The organism is Saccharopolyspora spinosa NRRL 18395 (assembly GCF_000194155.1).
Classification (GTDB): Bacteria; Actinomycetota; Actinomycetes; order Mycobacteriales; family Pseudonocardiaceae; genus Saccharopolyspora; species Saccharopolyspora spinosa.
On the sequence record NZ_GL877878.1, the window covers coordinates 3,432,065 to 3,450,196 of the forward strand.

The 18,132-nt window shown below is 68.4% G+C and carries 17 protein-coding genes; 10 read left to right on the top strand and 7 right to left on the bottom strand.

Features of this window, described 5'->3' with window-relative positions:
• Positions 1-171 precede the first annotated feature (171 nt).
• Complete coding sequence (locus SSPN_RS0116880; RefSeq protein WP_010696366.1) at positions 172-1,641, bottom strand: NAD-dependent succinate-semialdehyde dehydrogenase; 1,470 nt, start codon at positions 1,639-1,641, stop codon at positions 172-174.
• Positions 1,642-1,732: 91 nt separating this feature from the next.
• Here SSPN_RS0116880 and SSPN_RS44215 point away from each other — a divergent pair, with 91 nt between their 5' ends.
• The 9 genes from SSPN_RS44215 (at position 1,733) to SSPN_RS0116925 (ending at position 9,450) form a co-directional block, all read left to right on the top strand.
• Positions 1,733-2,434, top strand: coding sequence for a GntR family transcriptional regulator (locus tag SSPN_RS44215; RefSeq protein WP_010696367.1), 702 nt, complete (start codon positions 1,733-1,735; stop codon positions 2,432-2,434).
• Positions 2,431-3,609 carry a pyridoxal phosphate-dependent aminotransferase gene (locus SSPN_RS0116890; protein ID WP_010696368.1) on the top strand — a complete coding sequence of 393 codons (1,179 nt, stop codon included), beginning with the start codon at positions 2,431-2,433 and terminating at the stop codon, positions 3,607-3,609. The genes SSPN_RS44215 and SSPN_RS0116890 overlap by 4 nt, the downstream gene beginning before the upstream one ends.
• Positions 3,610-3,696: 87 nt before the next feature.
• Positions 3,697-4,239, top strand: a complete 543-nt coding sequence (locus tag SSPN_RS0116895; RefSeq protein WP_010696369.1) for a thiamine pyrophosphate enzyme-like TPP-binding protein — start codon at positions 3,697-3,699, stop codon at positions 4,237-4,239.
• Positions 4,236-4,814 carry a thiamine pyrophosphate-dependent enzyme gene (locus SSPN_RS0116900; protein WP_010696370.1) on the top strand — a complete coding sequence of 193 codons (579 nt, stop codon included), beginning with the start codon at positions 4,236-4,238 and terminating at the stop codon, positions 4,812-4,814. Before SSPN_RS0116895 ends, SSPN_RS0116900 begins: the two co-directional genes overlap by 4 nt.
• Positions 4,811-5,569: a LamB/YcsF family protein gene (locus SSPN_RS0116905; protein WP_010696371.1), complete on the top strand. Its 759-nt coding sequence runs from the start codon at positions 4,811-4,813 to the stop codon at positions 5,567-5,569. Before SSPN_RS0116900 ends, SSPN_RS0116905 begins: the two co-directional genes overlap by 4 nt.
• Positions 5,570-5,576: 7 nt before the next feature.
• Positions 5,577-6,233: a 5-oxoprolinase subunit B family protein gene (locus SSPN_RS0116910; protein ID WP_010696372.1), complete on the top strand. Its 657-nt coding sequence runs from the start codon at positions 5,577-5,579 to the stop codon at positions 6,231-6,233.
• The gene (locus SSPN_RS0116915) at positions 6,227-7,183 is read left to right on the top strand and encodes a 5-oxoprolinase subunit C family protein (protein ID WP_029535421.1); all 957 of its coding nucleotides are present in this window, start codon (positions 6,227-6,229) and stop codon (positions 7,181-7,183) included. Before SSPN_RS0116910 ends, SSPN_RS0116915 begins: the two co-directional genes overlap by 7 nt.
• Before the next feature lie 180 nt (positions 7,184-7,363).
• Positions 7,364-8,674, top strand: coding sequence for an MFS transporter (locus tag SSPN_RS0116920; protein WP_010696374.1), 1,311 nt, complete (start codon positions 7,364-7,366; stop codon positions 8,672-8,674).
• Entirely contained in the window at positions 8,671-9,450 is a 780-nt protein-coding gene (locus tag SSPN_RS0116925) for a putative hydro-lyase (protein WP_010696375.1), read from the top strand. The genes SSPN_RS0116920 and SSPN_RS0116925 overlap by 4 nt, the downstream gene beginning before the upstream one ends.
• 420 nt (positions 9,451-9,870) lie before the next feature.
• Here SSPN_RS0116925 and SSPN_RS44220 read toward each other — a convergent pair whose 3' ends face one another.
• The gene (locus SSPN_RS44220) at positions 9,871-10,458 is read right to left on the bottom strand and encodes a zinc-binding dehydrogenase (protein WP_143539571.1); all 588 of its coding nucleotides are present in this window, start codon (positions 10,456-10,458) and stop codon (positions 9,871-9,873) included.
• 293 nt (positions 10,459-10,751) lie between these two features.
• Between SSPN_RS44220 and SSPN_RS0116935 the strand changes: the two genes are divergently transcribed.
• The gene (locus SSPN_RS0116935; RefSeq protein WP_044573014.1) at positions 10,752-11,246 is read left to right on the top strand and encodes a GyrI-like domain-containing protein; all 495 of its coding nucleotides are present in this window, start codon (positions 10,752-10,754) and stop codon (positions 11,244-11,246) included.
• 110 nt (positions 11,247-11,356) lie between these two features.
• Here SSPN_RS0116935 and SSPN_RS61660 read toward each other — a convergent pair whose 3' ends face one another.
• The 5 genes from SSPN_RS61660 to SSPN_RS63275 all read right to left on the bottom strand — a co-directional run bounded on the left by SSPN_RS61660 (position 11,357) and on the right by SSPN_RS63275 (position 17,715).
• Positions 11,357-11,491, bottom strand: a complete 135-nt coding sequence (locus SSPN_RS61660) for a hypothetical protein (RefSeq protein WP_010696378.1) — start codon at positions 11,489-11,491, stop codon at positions 11,357-11,359.
• A gap of 150 nt (positions 11,492-11,641) precedes the next feature.
• On the bottom strand, positions 11,642-14,398 hold the full coding sequence (locus tag SSPN_RS0116945) for a bifunctional YncE family protein/alkaline phosphatase family protein (protein ID WP_010696379.1): 2,757 nt from the start codon (positions 14,396-14,398) through the stop codon (positions 11,642-11,644).
• Between the two features lie 7 nt (positions 14,399-14,405).
• On the bottom strand, positions 14,406-15,764 hold the full coding sequence (locus SSPN_RS0116950) for an ABC transporter permease (protein WP_010696380.1): 1,359 nt from the start codon (positions 15,762-15,764) through the stop codon (positions 14,406-14,408).
• On the bottom strand, positions 15,761-16,702 hold the full coding sequence (locus tag SSPN_RS0116955) for an ABC transporter ATP-binding protein (RefSeq protein WP_010696381.1): 942 nt from the start codon (positions 16,700-16,702) through the stop codon (positions 15,761-15,763). The genes SSPN_RS0116950 and SSPN_RS0116955 overlap by 4 nt, the downstream gene beginning before the upstream one ends.
• Positions 16,703-17,253: 551 nt before the next feature.
• On the bottom strand, positions 17,254-17,715 hold the full coding sequence (locus tag SSPN_RS63275; protein ID WP_010696383.1) for a VOC family protein: 462 nt from the start codon (positions 17,713-17,715) through the stop codon (positions 17,254-17,256).
• Positions 17,716-18,132: the final 417 nt, after the last annotated feature.

Here is an 18,132-nt window from a genome sequence, read left to right on the forward strand (position 1 = left end):
CACCACCCTCAACAACAGCGTCGGGTTCCCGCCGCCACGGTTGACGTGTTGCGCGGAGGACGTTTCCACTGCCGCCAGCAGCGCGCCCGGCGAGCCGGTCAGGAATGCTCGCCGGGCGGGCGTCGAGGTCCGACTGGACAGTCTGGTGCCAAGCCCGGTTATCGCGCCTTTTCAGAGACCTAGGCCGATGTATTTGGTTTCGAGGTACTCCTCGATGCCGTGGCTGCTGCCTTCGCGCCCCAAGCCAGATTCCTTGATGCCGCCGAACGGCGCCGCCGGGTTGCTGATCACCCCTCGGTTGATCCCGGTCATCCCGCTGTCCAGCGCTTCGGCGACCCGCATCGCACGGGACAGGTTCTGGCTGAACAGGTACGACGCCAGCCCGAACGGGGTGTCGTTGGCGGCAGCAATCGCCTCGTCCTCGGTGTCGAACGGGTAGATCGCCGCCACGGGCCCAAAGATCTCCTCGGTGCGCAGTTCCGCGTCGTGCGGAACGCCTCGCAGCACCGTCGGCGGGTAGAAGTAGCCCTTCCCTGTTGGCACTTCGCCGCCGAGCAGCAGCTCGGCGCCCTTGGCGACCGCGTCGTCGACGAGTCCAGCGACCTTGGTTCGCTGCCGGTCGTCGATCAGCGGGCCCAGCGTGCTCGCCGGGTCCAGTCCAGGCCCGGGGCGGAACGACGCCATGCGCTCGGTGAGCTTGCGGGTGAACTCCTCGACCACCCCGGACTGCACGTGGATCCTGTTCGCGGCGACGCAGGATTCGCCGCCGTTGCGGAGCTTGGCCACCACGGCACCCTCCACCGCGGTGTCGACGTCGGCGTCGTCGAAGACCAGCAGCGGGGCGTTGCCGCCGAGCTCCATCGAGCTCCGCAGGACGTGGTCGGCGGCCTGGCCGAGCAGCAGCTTGCCGACCCGGGTCGAGCCGGTGAAGGAGATCTTGCGCAGCCGGGGATCTGCCATCACCGGCCGCACGAGTCCGGCCGCGTCGGTCGTGGTGACCACGTTGACCACTCCGTCGGGCAGCCCGGCTTCGCGCAGCACCTCCGCCAGCAGCAACGTCGTCAGCGGGGTCTGCTCGGCGGGTTTGATGACCACGGTGCAGCCCGCGGCGAGGGCGGCACCGATCTTGCGGGTGCCCATTGCCAGCGGGAAATTCCAGGGCGTGACGAGCAACGTCGGGCCGACCGGTCGCTTCGTCGTGACGATCCGGTACTGGCCACCCGGCTCGACGCCGTAGCCGCCGTCGAGGTGCAAGCGGGTCGCGCTTTCGGAGAACCAGCGGAAGAAGCCCGCCCCGTAGCCCACCTCGCCGCGGGCTTCGGCGAGCGGCTTGCCCATCTCCAGGGTGATCAGCGCAGCGATCTCTTCCCGACGCTCGATCAGCGCGTCGTAGGCGGCGCGCAGGACATCGGCTCGGGCCTGCGGCGGCGTTGCGGCCCAGTCCGCGGCGGCGTCGACGGCCGCGTCCAATGCCGCGATTCCGTCCGTTGGGCCCGCGTCAGCGACCCGGAGCAGGAGTTCCTCGCTGGCCGGATCGACCACCGCGAAAGTCTCTCCGCTGCGCGACGAGACCCACTTGCCACCGATGAACAGCTCAGTCGGCACGGCTTGCAGCAGCCGTGCCCGGTCGACGTCGACCATGCGCTCTTCTCACCATCCTCAACACGTAAACAGCGGGAAAACCGGGCGCTAACCCTTGTCCCCAATCGAGTATTCACTGTATACAGTTCGCATGGCTGCTGACCACACCCTGCGGAGAGGTTCCCCGCGCAACCCCAACGACATAGCCGACGAGCTGCGCACGGCCATCGTCAACGGCGTCTTCCCGCCCGGACACCGGCTGGTCCACGAGGAGCTCGCGGCCCGCTTCGGGGTCAGCCGGATCCCGCTGCGGGAAGCCATCCGGACCCTGGTCGGCGAGGGCCTGGTGCAGAGCCCGCCCGGGCGCGGCACCTTCGTCACCGAACTGGACCTCGCCGAGATCGACGAGATCTACGACCTGCGCAAGCTCGTCGAGCCCAGCTTCGCCGAGCACGTGGTGCAGCGCTGCTCGCGCGCGGACGTCGGCCGGCTGCGGTCGATGACCGAGCAGATGGACCGCGTCGACAACCTCGGCAGCGAGGGCTGGTCGAGGGTGAACTTCGCGTTCCACCTCGACATGTACAGGCTGGCCGGATTGCCGATGCGCTACGAAGTGATCTCCCGGCTCTACCACCAACTGGAGCCCTACTCCCGCTTCTACGTGCACAGCACCCACGCGCTCGACCGCGTGCAGGCCGAGCACAAGGCGATGGTCGCCGCGCTCGCCGACGGCGACGCCACCGCGCTCGCCGACCAGATCCACACCCACATCGACGGTGGCCAGCAGGGCCTGCGCACCGCCTGGCACGACCGGGCCGAACACCCCGAATCCGTCCTGGAGCAACACCAATGACCCACGCATTCGCCCGCCCGGCGGACCGCTTGGCGGCCATCAAGCCGTCACCGATCAGGGCGATCTTCGACCGCGCCGCGAAGCTGGAAGCCGACGGGCACAAGATCTACCACTTCGAGATCGGCCGCCCCGACTTCGACAGCCCGGCCGTGGCCAAGCAGGCGACGATCGACGCGTTGGAGAGCGGCAAGGTGCATTACGCGCCGAACGCCGGCACCGCGGACCTGCGCGCCGCGATCTCCGAATACCTCGCGGACAAACGCCACACCCAGTACCAGCCGAACGGCGAGATCATCGTCACCGTAGGCGCCAACGAAGCGGTGTTCCTCGCGATCATGGCGTTCTGCGGGCCCGGTGATGAGGTAGTGGTCCCCATCCCGGCCTGGGCCCACTACCAGTCCTGCATCCGGTTGGCCGGTGCCACACCGGTCGAGGTGCCGCTTGACGCCGCCAACGGTTACCAGCTCGACCTGGAGGCGCTGAGCGCCGCGATCAGCGACCGCACCCGCATGGTCGTGCTGTGCACGCCGAACAACCCGACCGGAACCGTGGCCAGCAAGTCCGATGTGGACGCCATCGCTGAGATGCTGCGTCCCACCGACGCCCTGCTGCTGTCCGACGAGATCTACGCCGACCTCACCTACGAGGTCGACCACGCCTCCCCCGCGTCCTACGAACAACTCCACCCGCGCACGCTGTCGGTCGGCGGGTTCGCCAAGGCGTTCGCGATGGACGGCTGGCGGTTGGGTTGGCTGGCCGGCCCGGCCGAGCTGATCGCACCCGCCCTGCGGGTCCGGCAGTACACCACCGTCTGCTCCACCACGTTCATCCAGGACGGCGGCGCTGCGGCGCTGCGCTCGGCCCGCGACGAAGCCGAATCCATGCGCCAGTCCTTCGAAGCCCGGCGCAACGCAGCGCTGCAAGCGATCTCAGGTACCGACAAGCTGCGCGTGGCCTCCCCCGACGGCGCCTTCTACCTCTACCTCAGCTACGAGCCGGAAACCGCCGAACCGGCGGAAGAACTCGCAGTGCGCCTGCTCGAGGAACACCACGTCGCCGTGGTTCCCGGGACCGCCTTCGACCCGCACGGCGGGACGCACGCGTTCCGCGTGTCCTACGCGTGCCCGCTGGAAGACCTGACCGAAGGCCTCCGGCGCATCATCGCCGCACTGTAACGGCGGCCGGCCTCACGCAGGTCGCACCAGTTCCGCGGTCGCCGGTCCGCGACCACGCCCACCCCGACCTCGAGAGAAAGCAGCGGCATGAGTACGACGACGCAACAACGCCACAAGAACGTGGTCGAAGCGGTACTCGGGATGGACCCCGACGCCGTGGCCTACGTGCCCAGCAACAGCATCGCCGGAATCATCAACGGACTCATCGACAACGCCGGCCCGGACACCCGTGTTTTCCCCGTGTCGCGAGAGGAAGAGGCCGTCGGCGTCATCGGCGCGCTCCCGCTGGCCGGCAAGTTCGGCGTGATCGTGATGCAGGACAACGGGTTCGGCAACGCACTCACCGCGCTGACCACCTTCGCCACGTCCTACCACCTGCCGGTGGTCATCCTGGCCAACACCCGCGGCGGGCTCGGCGAGTACAACTCGATGATCCACTCGATCTCCGCTCCAGTGCCCGACATCCTGCGCGCCGCGAACATCCCCGTCTTCGGGCTCGACCGGCGCAACTCCCCGGCGGACTGGCAGGCGACCGTGACCGAGGCTGGCAACCACGCCCGGATGACCTACCGCCCCGTCGTGGTCCTGATGGAATTCTTCGACTTCAACGACAAGGAGAGCCGCGCATGAAGCGCATTGAAGCCCTGCGCGTGATCACCGACCGGACCCCCGACCTCCCGGTGACCGCGACCTGCGCGGCCACCAGCCGCGAACTGGCCGCCGTGGCCGACCGGGACAACCACCTCTACCTGCTGGACGCTATGGGACTCACGGTGTCCGTGGGCACCGGCGTCGCGCTTGGAATCGCCGGCACCAAGGTTTCGCGCAGCGTGGTGGTCGACGGGGACGGGTCGCTCCTGATGAACCTCGGCGCGGCGGCCACCGCCGGCTACCTCGCCCCGGACAACCTCTTGATCCTGCTGCTGGACAACGGGGTCTACGCGTCAACGGCCGGTATCCCCACCCAGGCGGAGAAACTGGACCTGGGCGCGATCGCGGAATCGGTGGGGCTGCAGGTCCTGCGGGCCGCGGACACCACCGAACTGGACAACGCGCTGCAGCGAACGCTGGCCGAGCCCGGCCCGTGGTTCGTGCACGTGCGCATCGAGCCGGGCAACGAACCGGGCACACCACTGCTGCTCATCGATCCTGTCGTGCACGCCGACCGCTTCCGCCGCTGGCTGACCGACCGGATCGCGGCTTGACCGAGATCGCGGTCAACACCGACATCGGGGAAGGCTTCGGCGTCTGGCAGTTCACCGACGACGAAGCACTCCTCGGGCTGGTCAGCGCGGCCAACGTGGCCTGCGGTTTCCACGCCGGCGACCCCGACATCCTGCGCCGCACCTGCGAACTGGCGGTGCGGCGCGGCGTGGCCATCGGCGCCCAGGTCTCCTACCGGGATCTCGCCGGTTTCGGCCGGCGGTTCCTGAACGTGCCGCGAGCGAGCCTGGTCAACGACCTGCTCTACCAGATGGGCGCGCTGCGGGTGTTCGCCGAACTCGCAGGCGGTCGAATCGGCTACGTCAAGGCGCACGGAGCCTTGTACAACGCCTCGGCTCGTCACCGCGAGCACGCGGCCGCGATCGTGGAGGCAGTCGCCTCATTCGACCGATCGATCCCGCTGTTGTGCCAGCCCGGCACGGAGACATGGCGGCAGGCGGAGGAAGCCGGGATCCGGCCGCTGGCCGAAGGCTTCATCGACCGCGGCTACACAGCCGAAGGGCTGCTGGTGCCGCGCGGCCAACCTGGCGCGCTGGTGACCGAACCCGAGGAAGCCGCCGCACGAGCGGTGCGGATGGCCGCAGAAGGCAAGGTGACCGCGGTGACCGGGGAGGACGTCGAGCTGTCCCCGGGCACGCTGTGCCTCCACAGCGACACCGCAGGTGCCGTGGAAATCGCCGCCGCGGTCACCGCCGCCCTGCGCGCCGCAGACGTTTCACTGGTCCCCATTCGATGAGGTGACAATGCTCCAGCGCATCCCCGCGCCGACCACGGCCCGCCTGCTGCGCGCCGGCGACCGCGGCTGGCTGGTGGAACTGCCCTCCGGCGGCGCCACCGCGATCGCCGCGGCCGTCCACGATCAGCCGTGGGCAGCACAGGTCGCCGAGGTCGTCCCGGCCGCGAAGACCGTCCTGGTCACCGCGATCGACTGCGCCTGGACAGACGCGCTGGGCAGCGCTTTGGTTTCACTGCTGGAAGAAGCTCTCGATCGTCCGGGGCCCGGCCGACGGCCCCGGACGATCGAGATCCCACTGCACTACGACGGCCCGGACCTCCCCGAGGTCGCCGATGCTCTCGGCCTCGGTGTCGCTGACGTCGCTCGCGAACACGCCGCCGCGGAACACGTCGTCGGATTCTTCGGTTTCGCACCGGGATTCGCCTACATCGACGGCTGCCCAGACGTCCTGGCGCTACCGCGCCGAACCAGCCCGCGCACCCGGATCGAGGCCGGGTACGTGGCGATCGCCGGCAACCAGACCGTCGTGTACCCGGGCGGTACGCCGGGTGGCTGGCACTTGATCGGTCACACCGAACGGCGGTTGTGGAACCCCGACAACAACCCGCCGAACCGGCTGGAAGTCGGCGATCGTGTGGCCTTCCGGGTGGTGACGACGTGTTGACAGCCGCCCGATCCACGCCGGCTCCGCCCAAGGACGACACCACGCGCTTGTCCGTCATCTCACCAGGCCCGCTCACCACCGTGCAGGACCAAGGACGGACCGGTTACGCGCACCTCGGGGTGAGCCCATCCGGTGCCGCCGACCGGGCCAGCTTCGCACTGGCCAACCGGTTGGTCGGCAATTTCCCCGGAACCCCAGCCCTGGAATGCACCTTCGGCGGGTTGAGCATCCGGCTCGACGCGGCCCGGGTGGTCGCGCTGACCGGGGCACCGGTGCCCGCGCTGGTCAACGGCCGCCCGGTGGCCGATCCGACGCGCTTCCGGCTCACCGCCGGAGACGTGCTGTCGCTGGGACGCCCCAGCGTCGGCCTACGCACCTACCTCGCGATCTCCGGTGGTCTGCTCGTCGAACCCGTGCTCGGCGGTGCCGGGCATGACGTGCTGGCCGGACACGGACCGCACCCGCTTCGCGCCGGTGATGAGTTCGCCATCGGTGTGGCCAACCCGTGCCCGCAGGTTCCCGTCGAGTTGGCGATCAGCCGACTCCCACAGGCCACCACGATCGTGCGATTCCGGTGGGGTCCACGACACGAACTCTTCGACCGGTCCGATCGACAACGGCTCACCACCACCTGGTGGCGGGTCTCCGCAGATTCGAATCGGGTCGGGGTCCGGTTGCAGGGCGATCCTTTGCGAATCGGCAATATCCACCTGCCCAGCGAGGGCATGGTGCGCGGCGCGATCCAGGTGCCTCCCTCGGGTGAACCCATCGTGTTCCTGGCCGACCATCCGGTCACCGGCGGATATCCGGTGATCGGCGCGGTCATCGAGCGCGATCTGGACCTGGTGGCGCAGGCTCCACCAGGTATCGGATTGCGCTTCCAACCCATTTCCAGCGGAAGCCGCATCATAAAATTTGCTTCCCGGCAACGAATTCCAACCAGTTCTTGATCTCGCAGGCGCCGCGACGCGCGGTGCCAGGATCGAAGCAAATCGCTAGGGCACGAAAGCGTCCAACCAGCCCTTCCTCGGTCGTCGAGCGGTAGCCATCTCCGCTCACGGCACCGGCACAGCTCGCCGAATCAAATTCCTGATCTGCCTGAGCACACCCTGAAAACGCTGGAGTGATCGATGTCCACCTCCACCGGAGTCCACACCCCACGAGTCGGCACCAACCAACAGACCACCCGCAAAGCCGCGATCGCCGCGATGACCGGAACCGCGATCGAGTACTACGAGTTCGGGGTCTACGGATACCTCGCGGTCACCATCAGCCCACTGTTCTTCCCCAGCAACAACCCAACGGCTGCGCTGCTGTCCACCCTGGCCGTCTTCGGCAGCTCGTTCCTGGTCCGCCCGCTCGGCGGAATCCTCCTCGGACGGCTGGGTGACCGGATCGGCCGCAAGGCAGTCCTGCTGCTAACCGTCATCGGCATGGGCAGCGCCACCGCAGTCACCGGCCTGCTGCCCACGCACACCTCCGCCGGCCTGCTCGCGCCGGCCGCGTTGCTCATCGTCCGCCTGCTGCAAGGATTCTTCGCCGGCGGCGAGGTCACCGGCGCAGCCGCATACGTCGCCGAATCCGCACCGACCGGCCGGCGTGGCTTCTTCGGCGGCTTCACCCCGATGGGCGTCGCAATGGGCGGGGCGGCAGCAGCCACCGTCGCAGGTGTGGTGTCGAGTGTGCTGACGCCAGAACAGATGTCGGCCTGGGGCTGGCGGATCCCGTTCCTGTGCTCGATCCCGCTGATCGTGCTCTCGCTGGTGCTGCGGAAGAAGATCGAAGACACGCACGCGTTCGAATCCGCCAAGGAGAACCAGGAACTGGTCAAGGCACCGCTGCGGGAAGTCCTGACCGGACACTTGCCGGCGGTGGCCAAGGTCGTCGGGCTGTCGTTCGGACAGAACGCCGGCTACTGGGTCGGCCTGGTGTTCATGAACATCTACCTCACCAAGAACCTCGGCTACAACCAGACCGCGGTCTTCTGGATCATCATGGCCGTCAACCTCAGCATGGGACTGCTGATGCCCCTCTACGGCGGCCTGTCCGACCGCAAGGGCCGAAAGTTCGTCCTCACCATCGGGTTCGTCGGTTACATGGTCCTGGTGACGCCGATGATGCTGGTGATGAACCACAACAACATCTGGCTCGCCTTCCTCGCGATGGTAGTAGCCGCGATCCCCTTCCCCATCGTCCAGTCCGTCGGCTACCCCACCTACGCCGAGCAGTTCCCCACCCGCGTGCGCTACACCGGTCTGTCGCTGAGCTTCAACATCGGCACCATCCTCGGTGGCGGCCTGATGCCCTACGCCGCCACCTGGCTGATCTCGACCACCGACAACCTCCTCGCCCCCGGCTGGCTGCTCATCGGCGCGTGCGCCATCGCGCTGCTGTCCCTGCTCTCGGTCCGCGAAACCGCACGATCGGAGCTCGCCGCATGAGCGCTCCCGCAAGCCCGCAGGAGCTCCGCAAGTTGATCGCCGCCAGCAGCTGGACCGGCCCCACCGCCGGGGTTCTCGACGGCTACCAGCAGGCCAACCTCGCCGTCGTCCCACGGGATCTGGCCTTCGACTTCCTGTTGTACTGCAACCGGAATCCCAAGCCTTGTCCGGTGGTCGCGGTGACCGACCCGGGAGACCCAGTCATCCGGCTCGGCCGGACCGAAGCCGACCTGCGCACCACGCTGCCACGCTACCGGGTGTGGCAGCGCGGCGAACTCGTCGCCGAACCGACGGACATCACCGCATACTGGCGGGACGACTCCGTCGGCTTCCTCCTGGGCTGCAGCCACACCTGGGAAGGGCCGTTGCGCACCGCAGGAGTCCCGGTGCCACACGCGGCGGATTCGATGGCACCACCGGTGTACGTGACCGACCGGCCCACCCATCCGGCCGGCCGCCTGTCGGGTCCGCTCGTGGTGAGCATGCGGGCGCTCCCGGGTCATCTGGTGGCGCGCGCGGTGGAGGTGACCGCCCGTTACCCCACCGGTCACGGGGCCCCAGTGCACATCGGAGACCCGGCGGGCCTCGGCATCGCAGATCTGTCCACACCGGACTTCGGACCACCACCACGACTCGAACCCGGCACGGTCCCGATGTTCTGGGCATGCGGAGTCACCCCACAGCTAGTGCTGCCCAACTCCGGTGCCGAATACGTGATCACCCACTACGCAGGCCACATGTTCATCTTCGACCACCACGTCGACGAAACCCCCTGAGCAGCGATCGACCGGAGTTGAGCGGACCCCACAACATGAACTGACGAAAGCCCCCAAAGCAGGCCGGCGAGACGCCTACAAGCATGCTGCCGCCGGCACCCCAGCTGATCGAGGTGATTATCGAGAAACGATGGTCCTTGCGTTCGGCAAGCCGACCGAACCGGAAACTGCCGACCGGCGGAGGTGCCATTCGAAGACCTTGCGGCGGATCTGCGCGGCGAGCGCGACCGGCTCGACGCGCTCGCCGCCGGAGGGAAGACAGGGATCCGGGCCGTGTTTCCCTGGTCCTACCGCACACTTTCTTACGACGCCGCCCGGCTGTTCAGCTTGTTCGGGCTGCCAAATTCACCGGATGTCAGTTCCCGGGCCGCCGCAGCCCTCGCCGGAACCGAGCCCCTCCGTTCCTCCCGGTGCCGGGGCTCAGCGCACCTGCAGCACGGTCTTGCCGCGCAGCCCGGTGACCTCGATGCCGCCCGCGAGGGCTCGCGGCGCCTCCTCAAGCGGGAGCTTCGCGCCAGTGACAGGCCGGATGGTGCCTGCCGTGACGAGCCTTGTGAGCTCGGCGAGCCGCTCGGGCTTGCGATCGAGCCGGTAGTTCGCAGTGCGGATGCGCTCATCGGCGAGGAGCTGCTCGTCGAGGCTGAAGGCGGTCGAGAACAGCGCGCCGCCGTACCGCACGGCGCTGGCCACGCTCCTAGTGACGGAGTGATCGCCGACGACGTCGAGGATCGCGTCGACTCCCTCCGGTGTGAGGCTCCGCAGCGCCTGGTCCAGAGGTTCCGCGCCGCGAACGACGATCTCGACAGCACCGAGCCCCCGCACCTGCTCGGCGAGCTGGGCGGACGCCGTCGCGATGACCCGGATCCCGCGGGCAGCGGCGACCTGCACCGCGAAAGTGCCGACCCCTCCCGTCGCGCCGATGACAAGCAGCGCGCCGCCTTCGGGCACCTGCATGTGGTCGATCGCGCCGAGCGCGGTCATACCCGAGGTCGGTAGCGCGGCGGCCACGTGGCTCTCGGCTCGACGATGACCGTGCTCCCGAGGTCGGTCGCTGCGAGATACCCTCGGCAAGCGGTGGCCTACGTTCCCATCGAGGACTGCCCTCCCGCTGCGCTGGTCATAGCCTGGCCGGAGCGCTCCCGCAGCCGTGGCGTGGCCGCGCTGGTGCGCGGCGACTGCCGTCGCCGAGGCACGCGGCATGGGTGCGGCCGCCGAGGCGCGATGTTGACGTGATCGATAAGTTCTCGGCGCACGTCAGGTCTACATGTCCTGAGCAGCCTTGGAGCTTGGATGGGAGCGGCATGAGCAGTCGTGGATCTGATGGCGAGGCCAGTGCCTCGGAGCCGGAACTTGTGAATCTGGACCCGGTGATGACAGCGGTCGTCCGTGGCGTCGTCCCAATGGCCGGCCTGCGGGACTTCTTCGATGCTTCCTTCGGTGCCCTGGCCCGGACCATCGAGGCGCAGCGGATCACCATGCTGAGTCCCGCCTTCGGCCTCTACCACGGGGTGCCGGGAGAGTCCCTGGACCTGGAGGTCGGGTTCGTCACGGACCGGGCGGTGCGGCCGGAGGCCGGGGTCGTGGTCGGTTCGCTGCCCGGAGGCCCGGTCGCACGGCTGACGCACTGCGGGTCGTTCGATGGTCTCGGGTCCTCTTGGGAGCGGCTGCGCTCCTGGGTACGGGAGCGGGGGCTGTCCGTCGGAGAGGACAGGTGGGAGACCTACGTCACACAGCCTTCCCCGGACATGGATCCGAGTGACCTGCGTACCGAACTCAACTGGCCACTGACGGACTGACCTGCGCGGGGCAGTCAGCGCTGGGATGCGGAACGATTTCCGCGGATCTTGGTCGGTTGGCTTGGTGTGAAACGTTCCTTGACAACGGACCAACGTCTGGCACGACGCCTTCAACCAACGCGCAGGCCACGGGCGAACTCGGGTTCGGCGAGTTCGTGATCGCGGCGAACGTCGTGGCGCATCGGGCAGACCGGGATCGCGGCGACGTCGTCGCCCGCTTCGGCTGCTGCCTGCTCGGCGACCAAACAGGGTCAGCAGCATGCGAGCACCGAGAAGGACTCCACTGTGGAGAGATCGGTCCAGGCCTGCCAACGGGAGCTCCTGGACCGGACCCGAAGCAGCGGGCCCTGACCGGCGGTGAAGCCGGTCAGGGTCCGCTTTGCGATCAGCCCACGTCAGCCGTCGGACTCCGACGACGGGATGTAGGCGCCCGGCACGTCGGCCGGCGCGTAGACCTTGTCCTCACCCGGGTAGGGCTGCGTCCACCCGTGCGCCTGGTACCACGTGAAGTGGTTCATCTGCGCGGGGTTCGCGAAGTCGGGCTTGGCGTCAGGTCCGGACAGGTGCTGGTGCGTCAGCCACTCGTCCCACTGCGCCGCCACCTGCTGCTTGTCCGCCGGCACCGCGTCCGACGGGGCGGCTGCGGCCGCGACGTTCTGCGGCGCGGGGGTGTCCGCACCGCAGGCAGGCGGGGTCTTCAGGCCCGCGGTCAGCGAGGTCCGGTTGGGCAAAGCGGTGAACGGCGTGTAGTCGGGCGCCTGGGTGAACGCCCCACGCATCGGGGTGGCCGCGCTGTCCTTCTGGTTCATCGGGTGGATCCCGAGGATCTGCTCGATGGTCCGGATCATCGTGACCTGCGAGTAGTAGTGGCTGTCGACGACGCCGTGCTTGGCCCAGGGGCTGATGATCTGGATCGGGGCGCGGTGGCCGTCGACGTGGTCGAGGCCGGCCTGGGAGTCGTCCTCGACCACGAAGATCGCCGAGTCCTTCCAGTACTGGCTGTGCGAGATCGTGTCGACGATCTTGCCGACCGCGAGGTCGTTGTCCGCGACCTGGGCGGCCCCGTTCGGCGGACCACCGGTGTGGTCGCTGGAGAGCCAGAACATGTTCAGGTTCGCCGGTCCGTTCTTCGCGAAGTCGCGCTTCCAGATCTCGGACCGGTAGATGTCCGGGACGCTGGTGTCGAACTTCGGGAAGCCGTGCACCGACACGTCGTTGAGCGACGGGATCGGCGAGGACGAGACCATCTGGTAGGCGGTGTCCTGACCGGTCGCCGCCATGTTCTTGGTGTCGCAGTACAGGTTCTGCCAGGTCGCGCCGGGGGGCTTGGTCAGGAACTGCTGGAACTCGCCGAAGTCCCGCACGCTCTTGCCGGCCGCCTGCGCACCGCTCCAGATGAAGCCCGTGCGCTGGTGGCCGAGCGCGTCGTCCTCGGTGTCGTAGCTGCGCTTGTACTCACCGGCCGACGACTCGGTGTACTCCGGGTTGTCGGCCTGCATCAGCCAGTTGTGTCCCTCGGCGGAGTTCGTGCCGATGTCGTAGGTGTTGTCGTACAGCCCGAACTGCCGGGCCATCGAGTGCTGGTTCGGCGTCACGTTCTCGCCGAACTGCGCCAGCGCCGGGTCGCCGTTGCCACGCTGGTCGTCACCGAAGACCTGGTCGTAGGTCCGGTTCTCCTTGACGATCAGGAAGACGTGCTTGATCGTCGAGGGGTCGCCGAGCCGGTGCGGGACCGGCACCGGCTTCGCGTCGCCCTTGCCCTCGGACAACGTGATCGAGCCGCCGTTCCAACCGTTCTGGCTGAAGACCTTGCCGGTCTCGGCCTTGATGGCGCCATCGTCCGGCAGCGTGAACCGCTGCAGGCTCGACGTCGTGTCGTGCGTGCCGTGCCCGGCTTTGCCGGTGGGGCGGCGGGCGTCGATGCCACGGGTGTTGGAGACCAGCACGTCGTTGCCGACGGTGGTGATCTCCGCGGGGAAGAAGTCCGTCGGGAGCAGACCGACGTAGCTGACCGGCTCCAGCGGGCTCGTGTACCGGTAGACGGCGACCGCGTTGGCACGGCCGAGCGTAACCAGCAGGTGACCGTCGTCGGTGAGCGTCACCGCGTCGGGCTCGTAGCCCACCGACGCCTCCGGCCACGGCTGGGTGGCGATGGTCTGCACGACCTTGTTGCTTGCGGTGTCGATGACCGACACGTCGTTGGTGGCGGTGTTGGTGACGAACAACGCCCCGTTCTTGGCGTACAGGGCGGTCGGGTGCAGACCGACGTCGATGCTCGCGACGGCACCAGCCGGGTTCGCCAGGTCGATGACGCTGACCGTGCCGGTGGTGGTGGCACCGGTGGAGGGGTCGGCCGGAACCTGGGTGTTGTAGGAGTTCAGCGTGGTGTCGCCGGGTGCCGCCGGGCGCCCGCCCTCGTTGCTGACGTAGAGCTTGGAGCCGACCTGGAGCATGTCACGCGGGGCGTTGCCCACGGCCCAGCTCTGCCGGATGGCGCCGGTCCCCGCGTCGATGGCGACCACGCGGTTCTGGCCGTTGACGGCGGAGTACACGGTCGAGCCGTCGGGCGAGAACACCGCCTCACCCACCAGCGCGTGCCTGGGCCCGTTCGCCGGGACCGAGACGAAGGCCGGGTTGCTGACGGTGCCGTCCGGGTTCACGGTGAACTTGCGGTAGCCGTCGGTCTGACCCAACCACAGCTGCGAACCGTTGGGCGAGTAGGTGGGGCCTTCCTGCCCCACGTCGTTGCCGCTGATGCGCAGGTCCGCCGACGCGGAGTTGCCGACGAGCTGCTGCACCTTCCAGTTCTTCAAGTCCACGATGGACAGTGCCATCCCACCGTCGGTGACCGAGGCCGCGAGGTGGGTGCCGTCCGGGCTGACCGAGGACGACATGATCTTGCCGTTGTCGATGACGAGGCGCTCACCGATCGGGGCGATGTACTGGTCGGCGGAGACGACCTGACCCTGATCGGTGGTCTGCCCCACCTGGTCGGTGCCGAACTGGTGCGTCTGGGCGAAAGCGGTGCCGGCGACAGCGACGGCGACGGCGGTGGTACCTGCAGTTACCAGGGGGATGCGGCGGCCGATGCGTCGACCGAGAAGACCGGAGAGGCCTTTCTCGATGCGCCGCCTACGGCGTATTACCTGCATTTTGCAGTTATCCCTTCGGGGTGGTGGGCAGCAGTTCGACGTTGCCGTCGAACTGCCAGAGCGGGTTCGGTGCGTCTCCGGCCGGGGTTCGCACCTGGAAGTAGCCGTTCACTTCCTTCGGTCCGTCGCCGTCGGCGACGAACCGCCCGTCTGCGGTGACGTCGAGCTGGTAGATGGCCGTCCCTGCGGCCTCGACGTCGGGGAGATGCCAGGAGACGACGCAACGCCAGTCGTTGCCCGGCCCCTGGGGCGCGACCTGGCCGCCGCCCTTGTTGCACGCCGCGGTGGCCCTCAACTGCGCCTCCGTGACGTCGGGTCGGTTCAGCTGCTTGGTCTGCAGGCGGTAGAGGTGGGCGAAGGCCGTGGCGACCGAGCTCTGCACTTTGTCCTGCTCGATCCCGGAGCCGGTGGCACCGGTGGCCGGGGACACGACTGCGGCGGTGACGGCGAACAGCCCGACGAGCGGCAGGAGGCCAGTGGTGATCGCGCGGCGCCCGGAGCCGTCGTGAGTGAGGTTCGTGAAGTCGCGCCGCAGGAAAAGCAGGTAGGCCAAGGCGGTCGCGGCAACGGCCCACACGAGGCTGACCACGATGCCGATCATCAGCGGCCCGAGTTGCGCAGGGCTGGTGAACAGGCCGTTCCAGGCGATGAAGGCGTAGCTGGGCAGGGCGAGGCGCACCGCGACCGGCACCGGCAGCAGCTGGACGAGCTGCATGGCGAGGGCCACGACAATGGGCAGCAGCAGCCCCATCGGGGAACGTCCAAATGCGACGGAGCCGAGCAGTCCGATCGCGGCGAGGGCCAGGGACGGGGCGAGCACGCAGACCCACGCGAGCAGGACCTTCCCAGCGGCGTCCGCCGGCGCCAGCAGGTGGCCGTCGAGCCCGACCAGCTCCCTGTTGCCGACCGCGAGGACCCCGCCGACCGCGCTGGAAGCGGCCAGCCCGGCCACGAGCACCAGGATGATGGTGAGGCTGGCCAGCGCCTTCGCGACGAAGATCCGTCGCGGCGAACGGACCGCCACCAGCAGGTGGCGCCAGGTGCCGAGCCGGTCTTCAGAAGCGAACACGTCACCGGCGATCAGCGAGGTCAGCAGCGGGAGCGCGTAGGTGCCCGCGAAACCGAGCATCACCAGCGATCCGGCCCAACCCGTGGCATTCATCCAGCGGCCGAAGAGGGTGTCGACGGGCAGCGAACTCTGCTGGCTCACCGCGGCGACGAAGAGTGCAGGCGCGAGCCAGCAGGCGAGGACCAGCAGGCGCACCCGCCATTGCGAGAGCAGTTTGACCAGCTCGAAGCGGTAGCCTCGCGCCACCGAGACAGGACGGGCGGCGGAAGCCGGGGCATCGGCGACGGTCGCGGTCATCGGCTGGACTCCTGCTGCTCGGTGAGGGCGAGGAACACGGCTTCGAGTGGTGACACCACCGGCGCGAGCTCGCGCAGCGCGATGCCCGCGTGCACGAGCCGCACCACCAGTTCGTCGAGTGCGGGCACCAACGCGCGCACCACCAGCACCTCGGTGTCGTGCCGTGTCCCGACGTCGTCGGCGACGCGGACCCCGGTTGTGTCAGCGGCCAGCCGGCGGGCGGCATCCGGGTCGGAGGTGCGGATCCGGTAGTCGAGTTCCTGGTTCTCGGCGGCGAGCTTGCTCAACGGGCCAGAGAAGACGACCCGTCCGGTGGTGACGATGGTGACCTCGGAGGACAGTGCTTCGAGGTCATCCATCCGGTGGCTTGAGAGCACGACGGAGGTGCCGTCGGCCGCGAGCCGGGTGAGGACGCCGTGCACGTGCTGCTTGCCGGCCGGGTCGAGGCCGTTGGACGGCTCGTCGAGTACCAGGAGGCGGGGCTTGGTGAGCAGGGCTGCGGCGAGCCCGAGGCGCTGACGCATGCCGAGGGAGAAGCCCCGGACCCGGTCGTCGGCGACATCGGCGAGCCCGACCTGGTCGAGCACGTCGTCGATTCCGGCCGTCCTCGCGTCGCGGCCGCGAAGCACGGCCAGCGCGGCGAGGTTCTGCTTGGCGGTCAGCGATGGGTAGAGGCCGGGCCCGTCGACGAATCCCGCGACGGCGTCAGGAGCGGCGAGTGACCGGCCGACCGGCGTACCGAGAATTTCCAGCGTGCCGCCGTCGGCGACGGCCAGACCCAGCAGCAGACCGAGCAAGGTGGTCTTGCCCGCGCCGTTCGGCCCGACCAACCCGTGGATCTGCCCCTGCGCCACATCCAGATCGATGCCGTCGAGCGCAACGACATCGCCGAAACACTTGGTGATCCCACGAGCCCGCACTGCGGGGGGTGTGTCCATTGTTCCCTTCCTTCGTCAGGCCAAGAACTTAGGGACGGCCATCAACTCGGGCAGGGACGCCGGCTGAACGTTCAGGAAACGGAGGGCAACCGGGGGACCACCAGATCGCCGGTCGATCAAAACGCGGAAACTTTCCGCCGCCAGGGACAAAAGACCGAAAATGGAGAAAGCGCCCATCATGGCGTTTATCCGAAATCCACGACCAGACAAGAAAAAGCCCGCTGACCTACGTGCTGATCAACGGGACTCCGCAAACATCGGACTCACAGGAACTGCCCCTGAGCCCCTTCTGCCCCAGCTCTATCCACAATAGACAACAATCGACAGCACCAGCCTCCGGCGCGCCGTGGACACGGGTGCAGACCACCGTGTCGACATCGTGCGGGCGGACGCCTGCCGCGGCCAGCTCACCGAGGTAGTGGGTGTTGAGATGCGACCGGTCGGTGGCGCGCGGCACCGGGCTGGAGTCGCTGGAGCGCAGCGACGGGATCATCGAAAGCAGTTCGCATGCCTGGCTTTTCCGAAAGGTGCGCCGGGCCTGGGCGGTGCGCTCAGCCCGGCGCCGGCGATGTCAGTTCGGCCCGTCGCCCGTCAGGAAATGGACCACCTCCCACAGGTGCCCGTCGGGGTCGCCGAAGTAGCCGGCGTAGATTCCCCACGGACGTTCCAGTGGTGCGCGGACGACGCTGCCGCCTGCTTCCCGCACCTGCTCGAGGACACCGTCCACTTTCCTCGGGACTGTCGACGAAGTAGCCGAGGCTCATCGGCGAGCCGGATACCTGTTCGAGCGGGACGTCGGCGTCCAGCGCCAGATCGTCGCGCGAGTACAGCGACAGGATGAGTCCGTTCTCCAGGGTGAACATGGCGACTGCACCGCCGGGATCGTCGTGGTCGCCGATGTGCTCGGTGCCGATGATCCCTGGCGAGGACAACCCGAGTCCATCCCGGTAGAAGCGCAGCGAGCGCTCCAGGTCCTGCACACCGAGGGTGATTGCCCCGATGTTCGCCTTCATGCCAGACTCCTCTGCTCGGTTTCAACGGGTGCTTGTGTTGTTCGTCGTGGCAGGCGGCCTGAAGGGTTGTCGGCTCGACGGCCGCGTGCGCTCAGGCCGGCCGCCGAGGAGCTGGGAAAGCCCCCGCGAAGGTTGCAACCGACGGACGAGGCTCCGCCTCGCCGACCGATCCCGCCCACGAGCCAGTACACGCTGGCGGCGCGGAGAAGTATTGAACGAATCGGCCATCCGGCCGCATGCAGCGACGGATGTGCGTGGCGGTCAGGCGTGCCGGAGGCGGGCCAAGAGCTCGTCGGCGGCGGCTTCGCCTTGTTGAATGATGTGTTCGTCGCCGTCTGCTCTGGCTATCACAGCAGCAGCGGCGCGGGATCGAAGAACGCCATGCCCTGGGGCGCACACATGCTGCTGGCCTCGATG

What these genes read in the sequence shown, in the direction of transcription:
- SSPN_RS0116895 (WP_010696369.1), top strand. Translation starts at nt 3,697, where the DNA reads ATGAGTACGACGACGCAACAACGCCACAAGAACGTGGTCGAAGCGGTA.
- SSPN_RS0116910 (WP_010696372.1), top strand. Translation starts at nt 5,577, where the DNA reads ATGCTCCAGCGCATCCCCGCGCCGACCACGGCCCGCCTGCTGCGCGCC.
- SSPN_RS0116935 (WP_044573014.1), top strand. Translation starts at nt 10,752, where the DNA reads ATGAGCAGTCGTGGATCTGATGGCGAGGCCAGTGCCTCGGAGCCGGAA.
- SSPN_RS0116900 (WP_010696370.1), top strand. Translation starts at nt 4,236, where the DNA reads ATGAAGCGCATTGAAGCCCTGCGCGTGATCACCGACCGGACCCCCGAC.
- SSPN_RS63275 (WP_010696383.1), bottom strand. Translation starts at nt 17,715, where the DNA reads ATGAAGGCGAACATCGGGGCAATCACCCTCGGTGTGCAGGACCTGGAG.
- SSPN_RS0116945 (WP_010696379.1), bottom strand. Translation starts at nt 14,398, where the DNA reads ATGCAGGTAATACGCCGTAGGCGGCGCATCGAGAAAGGCCTCTCCGGT.
- SSPN_RS0116955 (WP_010696381.1), bottom strand. Translation starts at nt 16,702, where the DNA reads ATGGACACACCCCCCGCAGTGCGGGCTCGTGGGATCACCAAGTGTTTC.
- SSPN_RS0116890 (WP_010696368.1), top strand. Translation starts at nt 2,431, where the DNA reads ATGACCCACGCATTCGCCCGCCCGGCGGACCGCTTGGCGGCCATCAAG.
- SSPN_RS0116925 (WP_010696375.1), top strand. Translation starts at nt 8,671, where the DNA reads ATGAGCGCTCCCGCAAGCCCGCAGGAGCTCCGCAAGTTGATCGCCGCC.
- SSPN_RS0116880 (WP_010696366.1), bottom strand. Translation starts at nt 1,641, where the DNA reads ATGGTCGACGTCGACCGGGCACGGCTGCTGCAAGCCGTGCCGACTGAG.
- SSPN_RS0116950 (WP_010696380.1), bottom strand. Translation starts at nt 15,764, where the DNA reads ATGACCGCGACCGTCGCCGATGCCCCGGCTTCCGCCGCCCGTCCTGTC.
- SSPN_RS44215 (WP_010696367.1), top strand. Translation starts at nt 1,733, where the DNA reads ATGGCTGCTGACCACACCCTGCGGAGAGGTTCCCCGCGCAACCCCAAC.
- SSPN_RS0116920 (WP_010696374.1), top strand. Translation starts at nt 7,364, where the DNA reads ATGTCCACCTCCACCGGAGTCCACACCCCACGAGTCGGCACCAACCAA.